A 22,257-nucleotide genomic window follows, 5' to 3' on the forward strand; every position below is an offset into this window, starting at 1 on the left:
CCCATGGCAACGCTTGAGATCCACGACCTGCACGTCTCCGTCGAGGCCGAGAACGGCCCCCGGGAGATCCTGCGCGGCGTCGACCTGACCGTGAAGCAGGGCGAGACCCACGCCATCATGGGCCCCAACGGCTCCGGCAAGTCCACCCTGGCCTACTCCCTGGCCGGTCACCCCAAGTACACGATCACCGGCGGCACCGTCACCCTCGACGGCGAGGACGTCCTCGAGATGTCCGTCGACGAGCGCGCCCGCGCCGGCGTCTTCCTCGCCATGCAGTACCCGGTCGAGGTCCCCGGCGTCTCGGTCTCCAACTTCCTGCGCACCTCCGCCACCGCCATCCGCGGCGAGGCCCCCAAGCTGCGCACCTGGGTGAAGGAGGTCAAGGAGTCCATGGAGCGCCTCCAGATGGACCCCGCCTTCGCCGAGCGCAACGTCAACGAGGGCTTCTCCGGCGGTGAGAAGAAGCGCCACGAGATCCTCCAGCTCGAGCTGCTCAAGCCGAAGATCGCCATCCTCGACGAGACCGACTCCGGCCTGGACGTCGACGCGCTGCGCATCGTCTCCGAGGGCGTCAACCGCGTCCGCGAGACGGGCGAGGTCGGCACCCTGCTGATCACCCACTACACGCGCATCCTGCGCTACATCAAGCCCGACTTCGTGCACGTCTTCGCGAACGGCCGCGTCGTGGAGTCCGGCGGCGCCGAGCTCGCCGACAAGCTGGAGAACGAGGGCTACGAGGCGTACGTGAAGGGTGGCGTAACGGCGTGACCATACTGCTGCCGGGCCTCCTCGACACCGACGCGATCCGCAAGGACTTCCCGATCCTGGACCGCGTGGTCCACGACGGGAAGAAGCTCGTCTACCTGGACAACGCCGCGACCTCGCAGAAGCCGCGCCAGGTGCTCGACGTGCTCAACGAGCACTACGAGCGGCACAACGCCAACGTCCACCGCGGCGTGCACGTCCTCGCCGAGGAGGCCACGGCGCTCTACGAGGGCGCTCGCGACAAGGTCGCCGCCTTCATCAACGCCCCGAGCCGCGACGAGGTGATCTTCACCAAGAACGCCTCCGAGTCGCTCAACCTCGTCGCCAACATGCTGGCCTGGGCCGACGAGCCCTACCGCGTGGACCACGACACCGAGATCGTCATCACGGAGATGGAGCACCACTCCAACATCGTGCCGTGGCAGCTGCTCGCGCAGCGCTCCGGAGCGAAGCTGAAGTGGTTCGGCCTCACCGACGACGGCCGCCTGGACCTGTCCAACATCGACGAGATCATCACCGAGAAGACCAAGGTCGTCTCCTTCGTGCTGGTCTCCAACATCCTGGGCACGCTCAACCCCGTCGAGGCCATCGTCCGCCGGGCCCAGGAGGTCGGCGCCCTCGTGGTCGTCGACGCCTCCCAGGCCGCCCCGCACATGCCGCTGGACGTGCAGGCCCTGCAGGCCGACTTCGTGGCCTTCACCGGCCACAAGATGTGCGGCCCGGACGGCATCGGCGTCCTGTGGGGCCGCCAGGAGCTGCTCGAGGACCTGCCGCCGTTCCTCGGCGGCGGCGAGATGATCGAGACCGTCTCGATGCACTCCTCGACCTACGCCCCCGCGCCGCACAAGTTCGAGGCCGGTACCCCCCCGATCGCCCAGGCCGTCGGCCTCGGCGCCGCGGTGGACTACCTCACCTCGATCGGCATGGAGAACATCGCCCGCCACGAGCACGCGATCACCGAGTACGCGATCCGCAGGCTCCAGGAGGTCCCCGACCTGCGCATCATCGGCCCCACCACGGCCGAGGACCGCGGCGCCGCCGTCTCCTTCACGCTCGGTGACATCCACCCGCACGACGTGGGCCAGGTACTCGACGAGCAGGGCATCGCCGTGCGGGTCGGCCACCACTGCGCCCGTCCTGTCTGCCTGCGGTACGGAATTCCGGCGACCACGCGAGCGTCGTTCTACCTGTACTCCACCCCCGGCGAGGTCGACGCCTTGATCGAGGGCCTGGAGCACGTACGGAACTTCTTCGGCTGACGAGGACTGGCTCACTGTGAAGCTTGATTCGATGTACCAGGACGTCATCCTGGACCACTACAAGCACCCGCACGGCCGCGGCCTGCGGGACGGCGACGCCGAGGTGCACCACGTCAACCCGACCTGCGGCGACGAGATCACGCTGCGGGTGCGGATGGCCGGGCAGACCGTCGAGGACGTCTCCTACGAGGGCCAGGGCTGTTCGATCAGCCAGGCCAGCGCCTCGGTGCTCAACGAGCTGCTGGTCGGCAAGGACCTCGACGAGGCCCGCCGGATCCAGGAGACGTTCCTGGAGCTGATGCAGTCCAAGGGCCGGATCGAGCCGGACGACGCGATGGAGGAGGTGCTGGAGGACGCGGTCGCGTTCGCCGGCGTCTCCAAGTATCCGGCGCGCGTGAAGTGTGCTCTGCTGAGCTGGATGGCGTGGAAGGACGCGACCGCCCAGGCGCTGGGTGAAGGACCCGAAAGCACAGTAAGGAAGACCGCATGAGCGACAACGTGGACGCGACCACCAAGCCGGCCACCGAGGAGGAGGTCCGCGAGGCCCTCTACGACGTGGTCGACCCCGAGCTGGGCATCGACGTCGTCAACCTCGGCCTGATCTACGGCATCCACATCGACGACGCCAACATCGCCACCCTCGACATGACCCTGACGTCCGCGGCCTGCCCGCTGACCGACGTCATCGAGGACCAGGCGAAGTCGGCCACCGAGGGGATCGTCAACGAGCTCCGGATCAACTGGGTCTGGATGCCGCCGTGGGGCCCCGACAAGATCACCGACGACGGCCGCGAGCAGCTCCGGGCACTGGGCTTCAACGTCTGAGCGCGCCCCGGGCACGTCGTTCCCCGCACAGCCCGCCCCTGACGAGTGGTCAGGAGGCGGGCTGTTGCTGTGTGGCGCAGTGGATGCCGCCGCCGCCCTCGGCCAGGGTGGGGATCTCCACCGGGCGCACCACCCGGCCCGGGTGCAGGGCGCCCAGCAGGGCCGCCGCCTCGTCGTCGGCGTGCCCGTCCCCGAAGCGCGGGACGATCACCGCGCCGTTGGCCAGGTAGTAGTTGACGTAGCTGCCCAGGAAGTCGGGGCCGCGGTCGCCGAGGCGGTCCGGGTCCGGCTCGGGGAGCTCGACGATCTCCAGGGCCCTGCCCTCGGCGTCGGTGGCGGCCTCCAGGGCGGCGCGGGCCCGCTCGTACACCCGGATCCACACGTCGCCGGGCTCCGCGCCGGCCGGCGGCTTGCTGAGCAGCACCATGGCGGGCACCACGAAGCGGGCGAGAGCGTCGATGTGGCAGTCGGTGATGTCCTCGCCGCGCACCCCCTCGAGCCAGATCACCTTGCGCACGCCGAGCAGGCGCTTCAGCTTCCGCTCGATGTCGTCGCGGGAGCGGCCGGGGTTGCGGTTGTCGTTCACCAGCGAGCTCTCGGTGACCAGCAGGGTGCCCGCACCGTCGCTCTCCAGGGAGCCGCCCTCGGCGACGAGGGGCGCCTCGATCCGGGGGACGCCGAACAGCTCCAGCACCCGGCGGGCCAGCGGGCCGTCGTTCGGGTGGGCCTGCTTGCCGCCCCAGCCGTTGAAGCCGAAGTCGACGCCGGCCAGGGCGCCGTCGGCACCGGTGACGAACGTGGGGCCCGCGTCGCGCAGCCACAGGTCGTCCACCGGCATCCCGACGATCTCCACGGCGTCGCCGCACGCGCGGTGCGCCCCCGCCGCGTCCTCGGGCGAGGCCAGCATCACCACCGGCTCGTGGTCCGCGATGGTCCGGGCGATCGCGGCCACGTCCCGGCGCACGTCCTCGATGTCCCGGCCCCAGACCGGGCCGGCGGGGGGCCAGCCCATCAGCGTCCGGGCGTGCGGCACTGACTCGGACGGCAGGTGATGCATCGTCGGCTTCCCTCGGGCTGGGCGGACGGCGGGCGCGGTGCTTTCTCACGGTACGCCCGCCCGGGGGCCCGGACCTCAGAGGCCGCCCGTGTACAGCAGGCGGTTGGGGGTGCCGGCCTTGACGTCGGTCACCGCGTTCTTCGTCGACTGGTTGACGATCCAGTTGGCCACCTCGGCCGAGCCCGCCTGCGGGTGCTGGGCCTTGTACAGGGCCGCGACCCCGGCGGCGAAGGGGGCCGCCTGCGAGGTGCCGCTCTTCGTGGTCGTGCCGCCGCCCATGGCGGTGGAGACGATGTCCGCGCCGGGGGCGAGGATCCGTACGCAGGGGCCGTAGCTGCTGAAGTCGGTCATCCGGTCCGAGCGGTCGGTCGCCCCGACCGCGAGGGCCGCCACCGCGCCGGAGGGGGAGTGGTCGCAGGCGTTGTCGTTCTCGTTGCCCGCCGCGACGACGGGCAGCACGCCCCGGGAGGCGACCCCGGCAATGGCCATGTTCACCGTCTGCGAGGCGGGTCCGACGATCGAGGCGTTGGCGACGGAGGCGGGAGTGGCGGACCTGGCGACGTAGTCGAGGCCCGCCACGAACCGGGCGACGGTGGTGCGGCCGTCGCAGTTCAGCACGCGCACGCTCACCAGCGTCGCCTTGCGTGCCACGCCGTGGGTCGCGCTGCCGAGCACGCCCGCCACATGGGTGCCGTGACCGCTGCCGGTGCGGCAGTCGCTGCCGTCGCCGCCGACGGTCACCAGGTCGATGCCGCCCCGGGCGCGGCCGCCGAAGTCGGGGTGGGAGTAGTCGATGCCGGTGTCGATCACATAGGCGGTGGCGCCCTCGCCGGTGGCGGTGACGGTGAACTGGTTGTCGAGCGGCGGATTGTGCTGGTCGATGCGGTCCAGGCCGTAGGAGTCGGTCGGGATCCGGGGCAGGGCGGCGGGGGAGACGGGGGAGACGGGGGCGGCGGCCCGGCGGGCGGAGCGGGGCGCGTCCGCCTGGTCCGGGGCCGCCTGGTTCCGGTCTGCCTGGTTGAGGTCTGCCTGGTTGAGATCTGCTTGGTTGAGGACTGCGTCCTGCTCGACCGCCACCACGTCGGGGGCGCTGCGGACCGTCGTCAGCTGCTCGGGGGTGAGCGTGGCGGCGAAGCCGGTGAAGGCGTGGGTGTAGACGTAGTCCGGGTTCACGCCCAGCCGGCTGACCAGGGCGCGGGGGCTGGCGCCCTTGCGGAGGGTGACGATGTAGTGGTCCGGCACGGGCACGCCCCAGGTCCGGTGCAGCGGGGCGAGGCGCGGGGTGCGGGACGGGTCGGGGTCGGCCGAGGCGGCCGGGCCGGCGGTCAGGGGGAGGAGGGCCATCAGGAGTGCGGCCGGCAGGGCGAGTCTGGCCAGTTTCATGCGGGTCTTCCGTTCCGGGCGAAGAGCAGAGTGATCGATTTGTCGCATTCAATGGATATGTCGACTAATTGCCGTTCGCGAACCGGGCTGGGCCATCCGCGCCGGTTCGCCTTGAGAGGCCAGGTCCGGTTAGGTTTTCGGGCATGACCGATGCTGTTGCCCCCGCCTCCCGTACCACCGGCGCCGCCGCCGCAGGCCTCGCCACCGTCGCCGCCGACGGCACCGTCCTCGACACCTGGTTCCCGGCCCCCGCGCTGGCCGACGCGCCCGGCCCCGCCGGCACCCGGCGGCTGACCGCCGACGAGACCGCCGAGCTGCTGGGCGAGGCCGCCCTGAAGGCCGTCGGCCCGGACCCCCGCCGCGGAGTCGAGGTCGTCGCCGTCCGCACGGTCATCGCCTCGCTCGACGAGAAGCCGCTCGACGCGCACGACGCCTACCTCCGCCTGCACCTGCTCTCCAGCCGCCTGGTCAAGCCGCACGGCCAGAACCTGGACGGCATCTTCGGCCTGCTCGCCAACGTCGCCTGGACCTCGCTCGGCCCGGTGGCCGTCGACCAGCTCGAGGCCGTGCGCCTGAACGCCCGCGCCGAGGGCCTGCACCTGCAGGTCACCAGCGTCGACAAGTTCCCGCGCATGACCGACTACGTGGCCCCCTCCGGCGTGCGCATCGCCGACGCCGACCGCGTCCGCCTCGGCGCCCACCTCGGCTCCGGCACCACCGTCATGCACGAGGGCTTCGTCAACTTCAACGCCGGCACCCTGGGCACCTCCATGGTCGAGGGCCGTATCAGCGCCGGCGTCGCCGTCGGCGACGGCACCGACATCGGCGGCGGCGCCTCCACCATGGGTACCCTCTCCGGTGGCGGCAAGCAGATCATCTCCATCGGCGAGCGCTGCCTGCTCGGCGCCGAGTCCGGCATCGGCATCGCGCTCGGCGACGAGTGCGTCGTCGAGGCCGGCCTGTACGTCACCGCCGGCACCCGCGTCACCCTGCCGGACGGCCAGGTCGTCAAGGCGCTCGAGCTCTCCGGCGCCGACAACATCCTCTTCCGCCGCAACTCCACCACCGGCGCCGTCGAGGCCCGCCCCTACAAGAGCACGTGGGGCGGCCTCAACGAGATCCTGCACAGCCACAACTGATCACCGGCGGCCGGCACCGGCGCACACACCCGGAGCGGCCGGGCAGCGGAATCCCCGCTGCCCGGCCGCTCTGGTGATCTCGGGACAAACTGCGCCACCATGATGACCACGCACCGGAACCGGCCATAACGGGAGGCGTCATGAGGCTCGGCAAACCACTCGCCGTCGGCATCGCCGAGGAACCGCCCGACGAGACGCCCGCCCCCGAGGCCGCCCACGAGCAGGCCGGTCAGGACCCGGCGCGCCACGGAGCCCCCGCCGAGGCCCCGGCCACCGCCCGATGAGGCTACGGCTCCCCCGGGAGCGCCCCACGACGCCGCCCACCGGCTACAAGATCGCCTACCCCGTGCTCTCCCACGACGGCACCCGGACCGGCTTCACCGGCGTCTCCCTCGGCGGCAGCAGCCCCTACGGAGTCCTGGCCGACGCCCGCTGCGCCTACGGCCGCCGCCACAGCGCCCCCGCCCGCCGCTGCGACTGCGGCTTCCACTGCCTGCACTCCCTCACCGAAGCCCTCGGCCTCACCTGCGACGGCGCCCACCGCCGCGCCGTGGTCCTCGAGGTCGGCGTCCTCGGCTCCTACATCCGCTACGAGCACGGCATGCGCTACGCCCGCCAGCGCGTACGGACCGTCCGCGTCGGCCCCTGCCCCTGCGGCCGGGCGGCCACCCGCCTCGCGGACGCCGACTGGGGACGTCCCGGATGGCGGGCCCTCATGGCCGACTGCGGCGGCTGCGCCCCGGGACGCACGGGCCTGACGTTCCCGGAGTTCGCGCGGCGGGCGGGTGGCGGCGCGCTGGCGATCACCGCGCAGCAGGGGGAGCGGAGCCGGGAGCCGGACGCCACGACCGTCACCGAGCTCCTGGCCGAGGCCGCGCTGCTGCAGGCCCGGCTCGACTGGTTCCAGGGCCGGCTGGCCGAACTGGCCGGACCGGGCTACCGGGACAGCGAGCTGTAGGCCTCGAGCAGCGCCCGCGTCCGGTCCTCGCCCGCCGACCGGAGCGGCGCCCGCACCGGGCCGCCGGGCAGGCCGAGCGCGTTCAGCAGCGCCTTGGCGGTGACCGTGCCCGGCAGCCCGGCGGCCATCATCAGCTCCGCCAGCGGCAGGACGCGCTGGTGCAGCGCGGTCGCCTCGGCGTTCGCGCCGCGGTCGAAGGCGTCGAGGGCGCCGGCCAGGACGGTCCCGGCGACGTTGGCGACCGTGCTGACGAAGCCGGTGCCGCCCACGGCGAGCAGCGGAAGGTTGAGCTCCTCGACGCCGGAGTAATAGGCGAGCCCGGTCCGCGCGATCACCTTCGAGCTGCCCAGCAGGTCGTAGGCGCAGTCCTTCACACCCGCGATGCGCGGGTGCTCGGCCAGCCGCAGCATCGTCTCCGGCTCGATCCTGGTGCCGGTGCGGCCCGGGATGTCGTAGAGCATCACCGGCACACCGACCGCGTCGGCGACCGTGCGGAAGTGCTCCGCGACGTCCTCCTGCGGCGGCTTGCTGTAGTACGGCGTCACCACCAGCACGCCGTGCGCCCCGGCCTGCTCGGCCGCCCGCGCCAGCCGGGCCGTGTGCCGGGTGTCGGCCGAGCCGACGCCCGCCGTGATGCGGGCGCGGTCGCCGACGGCCTCCACGACGGCCCGGATCAGCGCGCTCTTCTCCGCGTCGCTGGTGGTCGGCGACTCGCCCGTGGTGCCGTTCAGCACCAGCCCGTCGCAGCCGCCGCCGTCCCCCACGAGGCGGTCGGCGAGGCGCTGGGCGCCGTCGAGGTCGAGATGGCCGTCCGGGGTGAACGGGGTGACCATCGCGCAGACGGTACGGCCGAAGGGGCTGGTGGCGGGCGGCATGCGGCACTCTCCGGGTGGGCTTGGGTGCTGTTCCCCGGATTCTGGGCCCCTTCAACCGTACAGGTCCATTTAAATGTTCTCGCCTGTACCGCTAAGTACTGCTACGGCTTCCAGCGCAGCACCTGCGGGTCGTGGTCGCTGGCCTGGTCGGCGAACTCCGCGTTGATGTGCACGATGTCGTAGTCGACCCGGCCCAGGTGGCGGCTCGTCAGCATGTGGTCCAGGACCTGCGAGTTGCCCTGGTAGACATAGCCGTAACGTTCCTTCTTCGGCAGCTTGTCGACCAGGTCCGTCAGGACGCCGCCCGAGGTGAGGGCCTTGACCGCCGGGGAGAACTGGTAGTCGTTGAGGTCGCCGGCGACGATCACGTTCGCGCGCCGGTCCGCGGCCAGCAGCTGCTTGACGAAGGCGTTGACGACCTTCGACTGGGCGACGCGCTGCTTCTCGGACGTACGGGCCGGCAGCTGGAAGCGGCCGTCGACGGCCTGGTCGCCGCCCTTGGAGTTGAAGTGGTTTGCGACGACGAACACGTCCTCGCCGCGGAAGGCGAACTGGCCCACCAGTGGCTTGCGGCTGTTCGTCCACGCCGCGTCGGCCGGCTCGATCCGGCCGGGGGAGGCCGACAGGCCCGCCTTGCCGCCCTCGCGGGTGACCTTCACCGCCGTGCCGGCGTCACCGCCGGGAATGTCCTTGAACGACACACGCGCGGGGTTGAAGAGGAAGGCGGTACGGATGTTGCCGCCCGGCTGGCCGCCGTCCTGCCCGTTGACCGGGCTGATCTGCCGCCACTCGTACGCGGGCCCGCCCGCCGCCACGATCGCGTCCGTCAGCTTCTTCAGCGTCTGGCCGGCGTCCACGACGCCGTCGTTCGTCGTGCCGTTGTCGTCCTGCACCTCCTCGAGGGCGACGATGTCGGGCGAGGCGAGGTTGGTCACCAGCGCGGCCGCCAGGCGGTCGAACTTCGCCTGCGGGGTCGTGGGCGAGAGGTTCTCCACGTTGTACGTGGCGACGGCCAGCTCGTCGCTCTTCTGCTTGCGCGTCACCTCGCGCCGCAGCTTGCCGTCCTTGAGCGTGCCCAGCTCGGTGGCCTGGATCGTGTAACCGCCGAAGTTGTTGTAGTCCAGCGGGCCGGCGGTGCTGCCGGTGAGCTCGTCGCCGACGTTCGCGACGGGGAAGGCGCGCTGCGCGTAGGGGATCAGCGAGGCGATCTTGACGCGGCCGGCGTTCGGGTCGGCGTACGAACCGTAGACCGTGCCGCCACGCACCGTGCGGTTGTGGCGGGGCTCGGCCGTCACCCACAGGTCCTTGTGCTCGCTGGTCGCGCCGACGACCGGCGCGTCGCGCACCTCGACCCGCATGCCCTCCAGGGACTCGTAGCGGTCCAGCGCGTAGCGGCCCGGCTGGAGCGGAAGCTTCTCGATGGAACCGCCGCGCGCGTCGGGCGCGTACCGGTCCGGGATCACGGACGGGCGCAGCCGCACCGGGGCGGGCAGGACGTTGCCGGACGACTTCACGGTCACGGTCGGCTTGGTCAGCTGGGTGACCGACTGCAGGCCCGCGGCCTCGCCGCCCGGGTAGTACTCGGAGACCGTGCCGGACACCAGGACCGCGTCGCCGACGGCGACGCCCGGCGCGTTCTGGCCGGTGAAGACGAACACGGCCTCGCTGGTCGCCTCGTTCCGGTCGGCCTCGGGGTCCTGGAACCAGAAGCCGCGCGCCGAACCGAAGTTCCGGACGGCCGTGACGACGCCCGGCACGTCCTGCACCTGCTGCCCGGCGAGCGGGGACACGCGCGTGGTGCCCTGGATGTCGTGGATCCGCGTCCCCGAGCCGGGGGCCGCGCTCGCGGACTGGGCCGGGGCCAGCAGGCCGGCCGCGAGCGCGCCGGCTATCAGGGAGCCGGTGGTCGCCGCGCGGCGGCGCGTGGACGTGGAACGGCGGTTGGGCAGCACGGAATCCTCCGGTGGGGGAGTGATGAGGGGGGTGGACCGGGCACGGCCGGTCTCGAGTGGTGCTGGGTGATTACAAGACGTCGCGGTAGCAACACGCAATCTACGCGCGTCAATGTCGGGTGTGCGCAGGGCAGTTGTCAAGGGTTCCGGAGCAATCCGCCGCCGTACCGCCGGTAGCGCGTTCGTGAACCGGGCGGCTCGGGACGAAACACGTCTACGCTGGAGCCTCGCGCGTCCGGATCACCCACGCAACCCGGGCGCGGCCGTCACGACGAGGAGAGACCCCCCTGATGTCCGGAGACCGCCCGACCATGCCGCCGGTGCGGCTCCCCTCCGACGCGGAGCTCGCCCGCGACGCGCTCAGCGCGCCGCTCTTCGCGCGCGCCGCGAGGCTCGCCCGCTGGGCGGGCGAGGGCACCCCGGTCGGGGAGGGCGGCGAACTCCTCGCCGGACAGCTGCGGACCGCCACCGGCCTGCTCGGCCTCGAGGACGACGAGGACGGGCGGACGTTCGCGGCCGAGGCGTGGCAGCTGGCGCTGGACACCGGGCTCGTCGAATTCACCGAAGCCCCGGAGGACGGGGCCGGGGCCGGGACCGGGGCCGGGGTCGGCGAAGCCGGCGGTGACGCGCCCGCCGGCACCGCGCGTGTCGGTGAGGAGCTCGGCACGCTGACCTCCGGCAGCCCCCAGGACGTCCTCGAACTGTGGCTCGGCGGCCTCGAGACCGTCCTCGCCGACGCCGCCGCGCCCGACCTCGGCGACCTCGTCGACCAGCTCTCGGACACCGGCGACATCGACCTCGACGCCATCGACTGGAACCCCGAGGAGGAGGCCGACTTCCTCGACGGCATCCTCGGCAACCTCTACCTGCTCACCGCGATCGACGAGGGCGAGGCCGGACGGTCCGTGCCGCTGCCCGCGCTCGCCGCGTCCCTGATCGTCCCCGACGACATGGACGAGCCCACGGACGACGTCCTCGAGGAGGTCTCCGACGCGATGATGCGGCTGGACGACCAGTTCCGGATGCTCGAGCCGACCGGCCTCGTGCGCTACCAGCCCGTCGACGAATCCCTCATCGAGGAGGTCGACGGCGAGGGCCACATCCGTGAGTCCGTCGACGGCGTGGCCTCCGACCTCCCCGAGGAGGAGGACGTCACCCGCTACGGCATGGTCGCCCTCACCCCCCTCGGTCTCTATGCCGTACGGGCCCGCATGCTCGACGCCGGCATCGACGCCCCGGCCGTCGGCGACCTCGCCGACGCGGACGCCGACGCGCTGCTCGCGGCCCTGCCCGGCCATCCCGAAGGGATGGTCCGCACCGAGACCGAACTCTGGCTCGCCGGGCGCGCCCCGCTGGACGCGGCCCGCGACCTCCTCGCCGCCGCGCGCGGCACGGACGAGTCGGCGCCCCGGCGCCGGCTCGTGTGCCAGCAGACGCTCTCCCTGCTGGGCGCCGAGGCGGAGCCGGCGCTGCGCGAGGTCCTCGACGACCCGCAGCTCGGCGGCCTCGCCCGCGTGTGGCTGGCCGAGCGCGGCGCGACGGACATTCCCGAGCCCGGCGAGGCCATGGTCTTCTGGCTGACCATCGACACCATTGCCGCCCAGCTGGCGGCTCAGGGCGACGACGCCGTGGCCTCGTCGGAGGAGCTGCGGGGGCTGGTGGTGGGCCTGGTGGGCGGGCACAGCGGGTTCTTCGACGCGGCGTGGAAGGTGGACCATCCGGCTACGGCGGAGGTGCTGGAGGCGATGGGTCGCCTGCATCCGGACAAGAAGGTGGCCAAGGAGGCGCGGAAGGCGGCCTTCAAGGCGCGTTCTCGTCGTTGACGGTCCGCGGGCTTGTGCGGTGCGGGTGCGGGTTCGGGTGCGGGTGCGTTGTGGGGCGGGGCCGGGTCGGTCTGGGCCGGGCCCTTCTGGGGCTGGATTATTTACGGCCTCGGGTTACGTGTTGAGCTCACCCGGCAGGTCGCCGCAAATAACCCTTACGCCCCTGCCAGGGCCCGTCCCAGCCCGCCCCGGCCCCTCACGCCGCCTGCTACCTGCGGGTTGTGGGCAGTCCTTCCGATGGGGCGGAACGGGTGGGCACAACCCGACCACCGGGCCGCACCCGAGGTCGGTACGCAACCCGTTCCGGGCACGGTCGTCAGTGCTCCGTCGCCTTGGCTTCGTGGTGTGTTCATCCGGGATTCCGCGGGCAACGGGAACGTAAGCCGCGGCGTCCCGGGAGGTCCGGGCCGGCACAGTCCTGGAGAAGACGATGAGCCTCAGCCGAAGAGACTTCGCCAAGCGGTCCGCCCTCACCGGTGCCGGAGTGGCCCTGGCCGGCAGTGCCGGTGTGCTGGCCAGCGCGCCCGGTGCGCTGGCCGTGGGACAGGAGGCCGGCGCCGCCGGCCGCATCGGATACGGGCCGCTGCGGCCCGACCCCGCCGGGCTGCTCGCGCTGCCCGCCGGGTTCTCGTACCGCGTCATCACCCGGACGGGTGTCACCAAGCTGGAGTCGGGGGAGCCCACGCCCTCCAACCACGACGGCACCGCCGCCTTCGAGGGGCCGCGCGGGGTGACCCTGCTGGTCAACAACCATGAGCTCGGCGGCTCCCGGTCCAAGTGGCCGCACCCCGTCCCGCTCGCCGACGGGCTCGTCTACGACCCCGCCGCGGCCGGCGGCTGCACGGTCGTCGAGGTCTCCCGGCACGGCGACCACGTCGCCGAGTGGGTCGGCATAGCCGGCACGTCCACGAACTGCGCCGGCGGCAGTACCCCCTGGGGCACCTGGCTCACCTGCGAGGAGACCGAGGACAAGGCCGGGAAGAACGGCATGACCAAGGACCACGGCTACGTCTTCGAGGTCGACCCGCAGGACCGGCGCGCCAACCGTGCCCCCAAGCCGATCAAGGCGCTCGGGCGGTACGCCCACGAGGCCGTCGTCGTCGATCCCGGCCGCGGTCACCTCTACCTCACCGAGGACGCCTCCGGGCCCAACGGCCTGTTCTACCGCTGGACGCCGCCCGCCGGCTTCCGGCACGGCCGGGGCAAGCTGCGGACGCTCGCCGACGACGCCGGCGTGCTGCAGGCGTTCCGGTGCTTCGACTCCGGCGGGCGGTTCGTCGACGACCTCGCGCGCGCCACGCGCACGGGCACCGTCTACGGCGTGGACTGGATCGATGTGCCCGACCGCGACGCCGTCTCCGTCTCCGTCCGCAAGCAGTTCAAGGACGGCCAGGTCACCCGGGCCCGCAAGCTCGAAGGCATGTGGTGGGGCGACGGCGGCGTCTACGTCGTCTCCTCCTTCGCCCGCGCGGAGAGCCCCGCCCAGCACGACGGCCAGGTGTGGTTCTACAACCCGCGGCGGCGCACACTCACCCTGAAGGTCCGCTTCGGCGTCAACCAGCACCCCGAGCGCGACGGTGCCCCCGACGGGCCCGACAACATCACCGTCTCCCCCTACGGCGGTCTGGTGATCGCGGAGGACGGCGAGGGCATCCAGCACCTCTTCGGCGCCTGCGACGACGGGCGCACGTACCCGATCGCGCGCAACGAGCTCAACATCGGGTCCGCGGAGAAGCCGGAGTACAGCGAATTCACCGGCGTGACGTTCTCCGCGGACGGGCGGACACTGTTCGCCAACATCCAGGACCCCGGCATCATGCTCGCGATCACCGGCCCCTGGCGGCGGCAGGGAGGGCGCCGGGAATCCTGAGCCGCGGACGATGTTGAAGGGAGAATGACCTCCCTTCGGCTCTCCGTGCTCGATCGTTCCCGCACCCGGCATGGACGGGAGCCCGGCGAGGCGCTGCGCGAGACCGTGCGATTCGCGCAGCGCGTCGAGGCTCTCGGCTATCACCGGTTCTGGGTGTCCGAGCACCACAGCGTGCCCGGCGTCGCCGGTTCGGCGCCCACGGTGCTCGCTGCCGCCGTGGCAGGGGCCACGTCGCGCATCCGCGTGGGCACCGGTGGAGTGATGCTGCCCAACCACCGTTCGCTGGTGGTCGCCGAGCAGTTCGGGGTGCTCGAGTCGCTGTTCCCCGGCCGGATCGACATGGGTCTGGGCCGCTCGGTGGGTTTCACGAACGGCATCCGGCGCGCGCTGGGCACCGGCAAGGACGCCATGGCGGACTTCGGCGAGCAACTGGAGGAACTGGCGGGTTGGTTCACCGGCGGCCTGCCGGAATTCCCCGGCGTGCACGCCTTCCCGGCCGAGGGCTTGCGACTGCCGCTGTTCGTCCTCGCGAATGACGCAGGGGCCGAGGTGGCCGCCCGCGCCGGAGCCGCCCTCGTCATCGGCGGCCTGAAGGGGGAGGAGCCAATGCTCGCCGCCGTGGAACGGTACCGGTCGGGATTCCGCCCTTCGGCGGCATGGGATCAGCCGTATGTCGTCGTGGCGGGCAATGTGGCCGTGGGCGACACGCGAGCGGCGGCCAGACGCCTGCTGCTCTCCGAGGCCTGGGCGCTGGCGTACTCGCGCACCCACGGCGTCTTCCCGCCGCTGCTGCCGCCCGAAGAGGTGGAAGAACTGGCCATGACGGAGCGGGAGCGGGGTTTCTACGAGGCCGGGTTGCGGGGCCACCTGTACGGGACCGAGGAAGAGGTGGGAGCCGGCCTGGACGAGTTGGTGCGGCGAACCGGTGCCGACGAGGTGCTGGTCACGACCAGCACCTACGACAGGGACGAGTTGCTGGACTCGTACCGACGGCTTGCCCGCCGCACTTAGAGGACGACCGCGCCCTACCCACCCACCGGCCCGATTGCCCGGAACGGGTTGCGTACCGACTTCGGGTGCGGCCCGGTGGTCGAGTTGTGCCCACCCTCCCCCAGTTACCGCTGGGAGGTGCCCCCAGCCCAGCGGAACGACTGCCCACAACCCGCAGGTAGCAGGCGGCCTGAGGGGCCGGGGCGGGCTGGGACGGGCCCTGGCAGGGGCGTAAGGGTTATTTGCGGCGTCGTTCCGGCCCACCGTTACGCAGAAGGGGGGCCGTAAATAATCCAGCCCCAGAAGGGCCCGGCCCAGACCGCCCCGGCCCCGCCCCACAACGCACCCGCACCGCACAAGCCCGCACCCCGCACACCGGGCCCAGGCGCAGCCGTTACAGCGCTTGCGCCGCCGGCTTCACCAGATCCCGGACCGTCTTCGCCTTGACGTAGTCGCCCATCGCCGTCATCTCCCACTCGCCCGAGTACTGGCGGATGAACTTGCACATCAGCACGCCCGTCTTCGGCTCCGACCCCGTGAGGTCGAAGCGGACCAGCTCCTCGCCGGTCTGCGCGTCCAGCAGGCGGCAGTACGCCTTGGCGACCTCCGTGAACTTCTGGCCGTTGAACGAGCTGACCGTGAAGACCAGGCCCGTCACCTCCGGCGGCAGGCCGCCCATGTGCACGGTGATGGTCTCGTCGTCGCCCGAGCCGTCGCCGGTGAGGTTGTCGCCCGAGTGCTGGATCGTGCCGCCCAGGATCTGCAGGCGGCCGAAGTAGCAGGCGTCGATCATGTTGCGGTCGGGGCCGTAGGCGATGACCGACGCGTCCAGGTCGATGGCGCGGCCGTTCCACGCCGGCTCCCAGCCCAGGCCCATCTTCACCGAGCGCGTCAGCGGCTTGCCGCCCTTGACCAGGGACACGGTCTCGTTCTTGCGGAGGCTCACCCGCCCCTTGTCCAGGTTGATCTTCCCGGGGACGGCGGGCGGGGCGGCGGGAGCCGCGGGAACGGGCGGGGCGCCGACAGGCGCGACCGCCACCGGCGCGGGCGGCATCGGCGCGGTCACCGGCGCCACGGGCGCCGTAGGCGCCGCCGGTTCCTCCACGCTCACCCCGAAGTCCGTCGCGATGCCGGCCAGGCCGTTCGCGTAGCCCTGGCCCACCGCTCGGACCTTCCAGGCGCCGTTGCGGCGGTAGACCTCGACGATCAGCAGTGCCGTCTCGGTGCCCAGCGGCGGCGGGGTGAAGGTGGCGATCACGGAGCCGTCGTCCGCGCGGACGGTCGCCGTGGGCTCGATGCCGGCGAAGGTGGTACCGGCCGCGTCCGGGCTGGCCGTGACGACGATCTTCTCGATGGCGGCCGGGACGGCGGCGGTGTCCACGGTGATGGCGTCGGGCGTCGCGCCGGACGCGGCCCGGTGGGTCACGCCCGGTCCGTTGGGCTGGTTGTAGAAGACGAAGTCGTCGTCGGAGCGCACCTTGCCGTCGGCGGTGAGCAGCAGGCCCGAAACGTCGAGCCGCACGGGGGCGGTGACGTCCACCGTCACGCGGGCGACGGAGAGCGGGATGTTCGAGCCGGGTGTCATAGCGGTCATGTCCCGGGTAACGAGTCATGAGGCTTTACGGTTCCATGACCGGCGTGGCCGGGAATAATCGAACACCCGCTGCGGCTGGAGCCCTCGTACATCGTTTTCGATCTTGAAAATACGGGGGTATCGATGACTGTCGCCCAGGGCACCGTCGCCGAGGGGTTCGAGCCGGTGCGGGAGGCCTTCGAGGCCACGCTGGCGGAGGAGCGGGCCGGGCACTCCGCCCAGCTGGCCGCGTACGTGGACGGGCAGCAGGTCGTGGACCTGTGGGGCGGGCCGGAGATCACGGGGGACTCGCTCACCGGCGTGTTCTCCTCCACCAAGGGCGCCGCGCACCTGGTGGTCGCGCTGCTCGTCCAGGACGGCACGCTGGATCTGGACAAGGAGGTGCGGCACTACTGGCCCGAGTACGGCGCCGCGGGCAAGGAGGGCGTGACCCTTCGCGACCTGCTCTCCCACCGGGCCGGCTCGATCGGCGTCGAGGGCGGATTCACCGCCGAGGAGATCGCCGACGACCGGGCGATCGCCGAGCGGCTGGCGGCCGAGCGGCCGTACTGGCGGCCCGGGACCGCGTTCGGCTACCACGCCTATGTGATCGGCGCCCTGACGGGCGAGGTGGTGCGCCGGGCCACCGGGCAGACGCTGCAGGAGGTGTACGAGGCGCGCGTCCGGGCGCCCTACGGCATCGACTTCTACCTGGGGCTGCCCGAGGAGCAGGAGCACCGGGTGCTCGACATCCAGCCCATGGACCCCACGCCCGAGCAGAAGCGCGCCATGGCCGAGACGGCGCGCGGCGCCCAGAGCTGGGCCGGCGTGGCCTTCAACCACAACCACGCCGTGCCCACGGTGCTGGAGTCCCTGCCCAACTCGCGTGCCGTGCGGGCCGCCGGGCCCGCCTCCGTGGGCGGGATGGCCTCGGCGCGCGGCCTCGCCCGCATGTACGCGGCCGCCATCAGCGAGGTCGACGGCAAGGCGCCGCTGCTCACACCGCAGACCGCGGCCGAGTTCGCCCAGCCGCACTCGTCCGGCCATGACCTGGTGATCGGTCGGCAGACCACCTTCGGGCTGGGCTTCGCCTCCTCGTCCGCCGACTACCCCGTCCTGGGCGCGCGGTCCTTCGGGCACAGCGGCGCCGCCGGGTCGCAGGCGCTCGCCGACCCGAGTGTCGGCCTGGCCTTCGGCTACAACCGGCGGCGCTTCGCCTACCCCGGCGGTGCGGCCCCGGAGACGGGCGTGCTGGTGAAGGCCGTGCACGACTGCGTCACCCGCGCCTGACTCACCGCGGGGAGACGAATCCGCACTCGTAGGCGGCGATGACCGCCTGGGTGCGGTCGCGCACCCCGAGTTTGGCGAGGACGGCCGCCACGTGGGACTTCACCGTCGCCGCGCCCACCGTCATCCGCTCGGCGATCTCGGCGTTCGACAGGCCGGTCGTCATCAGCTCCAGCACCTCCGCCTCCCGCTCCGACAGTCGCTCGCGCAGCCTGGCCGCCCGGTCGTCGGCGTGGCGGCCGGTGTGGGCGGCGGCCAGGGCGCGGACGGCGGAGGGGAAGAGCACGCAGTCGCTGGCGGCGACGACCCGCACGGCCTGGACGAGCTCGTCGGCGCCCGCGCGCTTGAGGAGGAAGCCCGCGGCGCCGGCGCGCAGCGCGTCGTAGACGTAGCTGTCGTTCTCGAAGGTGGTGACGACGACGATGCGCGGCGGGTCGTCCATGGTGGCCAGGATGCGCTCGGTGGCGCGGATGCCGTCCACTTCGGGCATCCGGACGTCCATCAGGACGACGTCGGGGCGCAGTTCCCGCACCAGGGACACCGCTTCGGCACCGGTGGTGGCCTCGCCGACGACCTCCAGGCCGGGCTCGGCGCCCAGGATGGCGCGCAGCGCGGTGCGCACCAGGTGTTCGTCGTCGGCGAGGACGACGCGTATGGGGGCGGTCGTCATCGGGCGTCCCCCCGCAGCGGCAGGCGGACGGACAGCCGCCACACGCCGTCGGTTTCGCCCGAGGTGCTGCTGCCGCGCAGCAGCCGGGCGCGCTCGGCGATGCCGGTCAGGCCCCGGCCGCCGGTGCGGCGGGTGGCGGCGGAACCGGGTGCGAGGGGGTTCTCCAAGGTGACCTCCAGGTCGTCGTGGTCCAGGGTGACGCGCAGTCGGATGGGTGATCCGCCCGCGTGCCGCAGGGCGTTGCTCAGGCCTTCCTGCACGATCCGGTACGCCTCGCGGGAGACGACCGGCGGTATCTTCTCCAGGCCGCCGGGTGCCGTGCACTCGATCGTGGCGCCCGCCGCGCGGGTGCGCTGCAGCAGGCCGTCCAGTCCGGTGAGGGTGGGCGCGGGTGCGGCGGAGGCGGGGCCGTCCTCGCGCAGCAGGCCCAGGACGGTGTCGAGCTCGCCGACCGCATCGCGCGTGGTCTCCTCGATGGCGGCCAGGGCCTGCCAGGCGAATTCGGGGTTGCTGTCGAGGACCCTGCGCGCGGCGCTCGCCTGGAGGGAGACCGCGCTCAGGGCGTGCCCGACGGAGTCGTGCAGCTCGCGGGCCAGCCGGTTGCGCAGGGCCAGCCGCATGGCGTGCTGCTCGGCGGCCGCCAGGCGGTCGGCCGGCGTGGGGCCCAGCAGGACGGGCGCCCAGCGTGCCAGCAGCGCGCCCGCCGCCCAGGAGGTGCCGACGACCAGTGCCAGCAGCGCCAGCCCGGCGAGCGGGGCCAGCGGCCGGCCCGACTCGCGGAAGAACGCGACCCACTCCGGGTCGTCGGCCCGTCGGCCGCCCAGCAGGGGAATGATCATCAGGACCACCGCCGCCGGTGGCGTGGCGAGCGACATGCCGCTGACGATGCCGCCGAACAGCAGGTGCAGGACGTACCAGGTGGCCGTGCGGCCCCGGGCCGCCCACGAACGGGCGGGAGTCGCGTCCAGTTCCTCCTTCGGCACGCCGCACAGCGCCCGCGCCGCCCCGCTCACCATCGGCCGCGCGAGCGGGTGGAGGGCCGTGACGGCGGCCGGGGCGAGGGCCAGGCCGAACGTGGCGAACTGCCAGCCCACGCTGGGGGCGAAGAAGAGGCTGGCGCCGGGAACGTACGCCGACAGCAGGGTGTTGACGAGCAGGTAGTACGGCATCAGGAGCGCGCCGCCCAGCAGCAGGTGCACCCAGCGCAGCCGGGCGCGGCGGCCCAGCACCGCCTGCGCCGGGCGCCGGAGGGCGGCCGTCACGAGGCACGGGCCGGTATCGCGCGCCGGGTGAAGAAGCGGGCACCTGCCGCGAGCACCAGCAGTCCGATGATCATCTGCACAGAGTAGGTGACGGTCATCAGCCACGTCGCGGCCTTGCCGCCGTCCCGCGGGCCGGACAGCGTGGCCATGAGCAGCCAGCCGCCCCAGCCGGCGAGTGCCGCCGAGCCCACTCCGGCCAGTAGCAGGGGCACCCGCAGCGCCAGCCGGCTGCCGCCGGGGCGCAGCAGGAGCGCGGCGCCGGCGACGGTCGCGGCCGCGTAGAGGACGAAGCCCGTGTCGGAGGCGGCGGAGTTGGCGTCGTAGGTGTCGGCCAGGGTGGTCGCGAGGCCACTCCTGAAGCCGGACAGCCACAGCGCGTGCGTCACGGCGGGCCACAGCGCCAGCAGCGCGGCGGCCGCCACCGCGAGGCGCGGCCCGCGCCCCGGCGGACGGGCCGTCAGCTCACCGAGGCGGCCCTGCCACAGGTGGCCCCAGCGCTCGCGGGCGTACAGGACGAAGAGTGTTCCGAGCGCCAGGCCCTGCAGGATGAAGCCGGTGTAGACGACGTCGAAGACCCAGGGCTCGAGGAACGGCCGGTCCGGGGAGGCCGGGTCGGCCGCCTCGCCGCCGAGGGCCTGGGCGACCAGCCCGGCGGGGAAGCCGAACATGATGGGCGTCAGCAGTCCGACCGCGCCCCACATCGGCAGGGCGAGCAGCCAGGCGGGCACCCGCCTGCCCCAGGGGCGGGTGAGCAGCAGGGCGAGGACGGCGATGCACGCGTCCATGAGGACGGTCACGGCGTTCGCGACAGTGATCAGCACATCGCCGGACAGCAGCACGCTGCCCTCGGGGATGCCGATGTCGCTCCCCGCCAGCCAGGCGATCTTGAGGGAGAGGTAGGGCGCGGAGGCCGCCATGGCCAGGATCCGCAGGAAGATGGGGGTACCTCCCATGCCGTTCAGGCTATGGGGGAAGGTCGTCGTCATGCGCACCAGGCTTCCGTGGCGCGGCGGCCCGCACCTCGGCCCGGACGACGATCCGCCTCCGCCATGAGGCGGAACCGGATCTCGTCCTCGTCAGGGCCCGGCACCTCGTGGGACGCGCCGGGTGGGGTGGTCGTCCCGGTTGCCGCGCCCCCACAGGGCGTTCTGCGGCGAAACAGGCGAAAGAGACGGATTGCTGGTGATCTGCTGTGAATATTTCGTCAAGTTGCTCATAAGTCCAGAATTCCGCACCCGCCGCCCGGACACGTCGGTCTCAGGTCCGGAGCGTCTCGGTCGCCGGTGGGACTTCCCTCTCATGCTCACGCCAGAGAAGCCCGGCCCGGTTGCCCTGCCCACGACCGATCCCCGGATCGTCCTCAGGAAGGTCGCCCCGCGCCCCGCTCCCGGCGGGCGCGGGCTCGTACAGTGCGTGCATGGTCTCCATGAACGAGAGCGCGGCGGCGCCCGCACCCGCGAAGCCGCCGGTGCTGCACATCAAGGGACGGATATTGACCGGCGCGGACCCGCTCGACGGGGTGCGCGACGAACTGTGGGTGGTCGGCGGCAGGATCACCTTCGACCGGCCGGCCGGGGTACGCGACGTCACCACCCTCGAGGGCTGGGTCCTGCCCGGCCTGGTGGACGCCCACTGCCACGTCGGGCTCGACGCGCTCGGCGCCGTCGACGACACCACCACCGAGAAGCAGGCGCTCACCGAGCGCCACGCCGGCGCCCTCCTCCTGCGCGACGCCGGATCCCCGGCCGACACCCGCTGGGTCGACGACCGCGAGGACCTGCCGCGCATCATCCGCGCGGGCCGGCACATCGCCCGGACGCGGCGTTACATCCGCAACTACGCACATGAGATCGAGCCCGAGGACCTGGTGGCCTACGTGGCGCGGGAGGCGCGGCGGGGCGACGGCTGGGTGAAGCTGGTGGGCGACTGGATCGACCGGGAGACCGGCGACCTGGCGGCCTGCTGGCCGCGCGGCGCGGTCGAGGCGGCCATCACCGAGGCACACCGGCTGGGTGCCCGCGTCACCGCCCACTGCTTCGCCGAGGAGACCCTCGCCCCGCTCGTCGAGGCCGGCATCGACTGCATCGAGCATGCCACCGGGCTGACCGAGGAGACGATCCCGCTGTTCGCCGAACGCGGGGTGGCCATCGTGCCGACGCTGGTCAACATCGCCACCTTCCCCCGGCTCGCGGACGGCGGCGAGGGCAAGTTCCCGCGCTGGGCGGACCACATGCGCCGCCTGCACGCGCGCCGCTACGAGACGGTGGGCGCCGCCCACGACGCCGGCATCCCCGTCTTCGTCGGCACCGACGCGGGCGGCTCGCTGCCCCACGGCCTGGTCGCCCAGGAGGTCGCGGAGCTGGTCAGGGCCGGCATCCCCGCCACGGCCGCCCTGTCCGCGGCGACCTGGGGCGCACGCGAGTGGCTGGGCCGCCCCGGCCTCGAGGAGGGCGCGCCCGCGGACCTCGTCGTCTATGAGGCCGACCCGCGCGCCGACGTACGGGTGCTGGGGGCGCCGCGCCGGGTGGTGCTCAGGGGGCGCGTGGTGAGCTGACGCGGGTGCGGTGCC

20 protein-coding genes are annotated in these 22,257 nt (G+C 72.7%); 12 read left to right on the plus strand and 8 right to left on the minus strand.

Annotation, left to right across the window (positions count from 1 at the left end):
• The first annotated feature begins 3 nt into the window (after window positions 1-3).
• From sufC to ACIG36_RS04820, 4 genes are read left to right on the plus strand one after another with little or no spacing between them, the layout of a single operon-like run.
• Window positions 4-768 carry a Fe-S cluster assembly ATPase SufC gene (sufC, locus tag ACIG36_RS04805; RefSeq protein ID WP_399921850.1) on the plus strand — a complete coding sequence of 255 codons (765 nt, stop codon included), beginning with the start codon at window positions 4-6 and terminating at the stop codon, window positions 766-768.
• 2 nt (window positions 769-770) lie between these two features.
• Complete coding sequence (locus tag ACIG36_RS04810) at window positions 771-2,024, plus strand: cysteine desulfurase (protein ID WP_399922220.1); 1,254 nt, start codon at window positions 771-773, stop codon at window positions 2,022-2,024.
• A 16-nt stretch (window positions 2,025-2,040) separates the two neighbouring features.
• Complete coding sequence (sufU, locus tag ACIG36_RS04815; protein WP_399921852.1) at window positions 2,041-2,514, plus strand: Fe-S cluster assembly sulfur transfer protein SufU; 474 nt, start codon at window positions 2,041-2,043, stop codon at window positions 2,512-2,514.
• A complete protein-coding gene (locus ACIG36_RS04820; RefSeq protein WP_399921855.1) occupies window positions 2,511-2,849 on the plus strand; it encodes a metal-sulfur cluster assembly factor in 339 nt (112 codons plus the stop codon). Before sufU ends, ACIG36_RS04820 begins: the two co-directional genes overlap by 4 nt.
• A 49-nt stretch (window positions 2,850-2,898) precedes the next feature.
• On the opposite strand, the gene ACIG36_RS04825 is transcribed toward ACIG36_RS04820, so the two are convergent.
• Both ACIG36_RS04825 and ACIG36_RS04830 read right to left on the minus strand, forming a co-directional pair.
• Window positions 2,899-3,906 (minus strand): agmatine/peptidylarginine deiminase, encoded by a 1,008-nt coding sequence (locus ACIG36_RS04825; RefSeq protein ID WP_399921858.1) that lies wholly within the window; start codon window positions 3,904-3,906, stop codon window positions 2,899-2,901.
• Window positions 3,907-3,981: 75 nt separating this feature from the next.
• A complete protein-coding gene (locus tag ACIG36_RS04830; protein ID WP_399921861.1) occupies window positions 3,982-5,289 on the minus strand; it encodes a S8 family peptidase in 1,308 nt (435 codons plus the stop codon).
• Between the two features lie 143 nt (window positions 5,290-5,432).
• On the opposite strand from ACIG36_RS04830, the gene dapD reads away from it, so the two are divergent.
• The 3 genes from dapD (at window position 5,433) to ACIG36_RS04845 (ending at window position 7,386) form a co-directional block, all read left to right on the plus strand.
• A complete protein-coding gene (dapD, locus tag ACIG36_RS04835; RefSeq protein ID WP_399921863.1) occupies window positions 5,433-6,428 on the plus strand; it encodes a 2,3,4,5-tetrahydropyridine-2,6-dicarboxylate N-succinyltransferase in 996 nt (331 codons plus the stop codon).
• A 140-nt stretch (window positions 6,429-6,568) separates the two neighbouring features.
• Window positions 6,569-6,712, plus strand: coding sequence for a hypothetical protein (locus ACIG36_RS04840; protein ID WP_399921866.1), 144 nt, complete (start codon window positions 6,569-6,571; stop codon window positions 6,710-6,712).
• The gene (locus tag ACIG36_RS04845; protein WP_399921869.1) at window positions 6,709-7,386 is read left to right on the plus strand and encodes a hypothetical protein; all 678 of its coding nucleotides are present in this window, start codon (window positions 6,709-6,711) and stop codon (window positions 7,384-7,386) included. The genes ACIG36_RS04840 and ACIG36_RS04845 overlap by 4 nt, the downstream gene beginning before the upstream one ends.
• Here ACIG36_RS04845 and dapA read toward each other — a convergent pair.
• Both dapA and ACIG36_RS04855 read right to left on the minus strand, forming a co-directional pair.
• Complete coding sequence (gene dapA / locus ACIG36_RS04850) at window positions 7,365-8,261, minus strand: 4-hydroxy-tetrahydrodipicolinate synthase (protein ID WP_399921872.1); 897 nt, start codon at window positions 8,259-8,261, stop codon at window positions 7,365-7,367. The genes ACIG36_RS04845 and dapA overlap by 22 nt on opposite strands.
• Before the next feature lie 101 nt (window positions 8,262-8,362).
• Window positions 8,363-10,210, minus strand: coding sequence for an endonuclease/exonuclease/phosphatase family protein (locus ACIG36_RS04855; protein ID WP_399922223.1), 1,848 nt, complete (start codon window positions 10,208-10,210; stop codon window positions 8,363-8,365).
• A gap of 293 nt (window positions 10,211-10,503) precedes the next feature.
• Between ACIG36_RS04855 and ACIG36_RS04860 the strand changes: the two genes are divergently transcribed.
• The 3 genes from ACIG36_RS04860 to ACIG36_RS04870 all read left to right on the plus strand — a co-directional run bounded on the left by ACIG36_RS04860 (window position 10,504) and on the right by ACIG36_RS04870 (window position 14,917).
• Complete coding sequence (locus ACIG36_RS04860; protein ID WP_399921875.1) at window positions 10,504-12,036, plus strand: hypothetical protein; 1,533 nt, start codon at window positions 10,504-10,506, stop codon at window positions 12,034-12,036.
• A gap of 430 nt (window positions 12,037-12,466) precedes the next feature.
• Complete coding sequence (locus ACIG36_RS04865; protein WP_399921878.1) at window positions 12,467-13,906, plus strand: alkaline phosphatase PhoX; 1,440 nt, start codon at window positions 12,467-12,469, stop codon at window positions 13,904-13,906.
• A 24-nt stretch (window positions 13,907-13,930) separates the two neighbouring features.
• On the plus strand, window positions 13,931-14,917 hold the full coding sequence (locus tag ACIG36_RS04870; protein WP_399921881.1) for an LLM class flavin-dependent oxidoreductase: 987 nt from the start codon (window positions 13,931-13,933) through the stop codon (window positions 14,915-14,917).
• 373 nt (window positions 14,918-15,290) lie between these two features.
• Here the strand turns inward: ACIG36_RS04870 and ACIG36_RS04875 are convergent, their stop codons facing one another.
• Window positions 15,291-16,481 carry a TerD family protein gene (locus ACIG36_RS04875; protein WP_399922226.1) on the minus strand — a complete coding sequence of 397 codons (1,191 nt, stop codon included), beginning with the start codon at window positions 16,479-16,481 and terminating at the stop codon, window positions 15,291-15,293.
• Window positions 16,482-16,613: 132 nt separating this feature from the next.
• On the opposite strand from ACIG36_RS04875, the gene ACIG36_RS04880 reads away from it, so the two are divergent.
• Complete coding sequence (locus tag ACIG36_RS04880) at window positions 16,614-17,759, plus strand: serine hydrolase domain-containing protein (protein WP_399921884.1); 1,146 nt, start codon at window positions 16,614-16,616, stop codon at window positions 17,757-17,759.
• A 1-nt stretch (window position 17,760) separates the two neighbouring features.
• Here the strand turns inward: ACIG36_RS04880 and ACIG36_RS04885 are convergent, their stop codons facing one another.
• Genes ACIG36_RS04885 through ACIG36_RS04895 form a run of 3 tightly spaced genes read right to left on the minus strand, consistent with a single transcriptional unit; the run spans window position 17,761 to window position 20,641 of the window.
• Window positions 17,761-18,426, minus strand: coding sequence for a response regulator (locus tag ACIG36_RS04885; protein WP_399921887.1), 666 nt, complete (start codon window positions 18,424-18,426; stop codon window positions 17,761-17,763).
• Window positions 18,423-19,688 (minus strand): sensor histidine kinase, encoded by a 1,266-nt coding sequence (locus tag ACIG36_RS04890; protein ID WP_399921890.1) that lies wholly within the window; start codon window positions 19,686-19,688, stop codon window positions 18,423-18,425. The genes ACIG36_RS04885 and ACIG36_RS04890 overlap by 4 nt, the downstream gene beginning before the upstream one ends.
• Entirely contained in the window at window positions 19,685-20,641 is a 957-nt protein-coding gene (locus tag ACIG36_RS04895) for a hypothetical protein (RefSeq protein WP_399921892.1), read from the minus strand. Before ACIG36_RS04895 ends, ACIG36_RS04890 begins: the two co-directional genes overlap by 4 nt.
• Before the next feature lie 464 nt (window positions 20,642-21,105).
• Here ACIG36_RS04895 and ACIG36_RS04900 point away from each other — a divergent pair, with 464 nt between their 5' ends.
• Window positions 21,106-22,242, plus strand: coding sequence for an amidohydrolase family protein (locus ACIG36_RS04900; RefSeq protein WP_399921895.1), 1,137 nt, complete (start codon window positions 21,106-21,108; stop codon window positions 22,240-22,242).
• The last annotated feature ends 15 nt before the right edge of the window (window positions 22,243-22,257 follow it).

It is taken from the genome of Streptomyces sp. NPDC053048, assembly GCF_044547045.1.
Lineage (GTDB): Bacteria > Actinomycetota > Actinomycetes > Streptomycetales > Streptomycetaceae > Streptomyces.